The 578-nt window shown below is 65.6% G+C and carries 1 protein-coding gene; it reads left to right on the top strand.

Annotated features, from left to right (window positions below):
• Window positions 1-26: 26 nt before the first annotated feature.
• The coding region (locus ACSMHG_RS19550) for a YncE family protein (protein WP_435748259.1) at window positions 27-578 on the top strand (552 nt) is incomplete at its 3' end.

Raw genomic sequence — 578 nt, 5'->3', positions numbered from 1 at the left:
GCGAGCTGGTGTCGGTGGATGACACGGTGGCGCAGCTGCCGGCGGGGGTGGCGTTCTCGCAGGCGCGGGACACGTTGTTCCTGGGTGACCAGAACGGTCGGACGATCTGGGAGCTGGATCCGGAGACCGATGAGGTGTTGCGGTCGATGCAGCTGCCGGAGAACATCCGGGATCTCGGGATCGATGACGAGAACGAGCTGTTGTACGTGGGTCAGCAGAACCGGAACTGGGTCGTGGTCTCGATCGCGGAGGGTTCGTTCGGTGAGGTGGTGCGGGGTCCGTACCCGATCAGTGAGTCGAACCGGTCGATCGATGTGGATCCGGTGCTGGGGCACGTGTACGTGGCGATCCCGTCGCGTGGTGTGGAGGTCTTCGACGCGGAGTCCGGTGCGGCGTTGGGGACGATCACCAAGACGTTGGGTGCCTACTACGTGGCTGCTGACCCGGCCCGCGGGCAGGTGGCGGTGGCGTACTTCGAGGAGCTGACGGACGTGAAGAACGTCGAGGTCTTCGATGCTGCTGGTGACTTCGGGTCGGTGTGGGAGTCGCCGACGCGGGCGAATGCGCGGCAGGTGGAC

Source organism: Nocardioides ureilyticus, from assembly GCF_051280745.1.
GTDB lineage: Bacteria > Actinomycetota > Actinomycetes > Propionibacteriales > Nocardioidaceae > Nocardioides.
The sequence above is the reverse complement of the archived record's forward strand: the minus strand, read 5'-3'. Positions and strand labels throughout refer to the sequence as shown.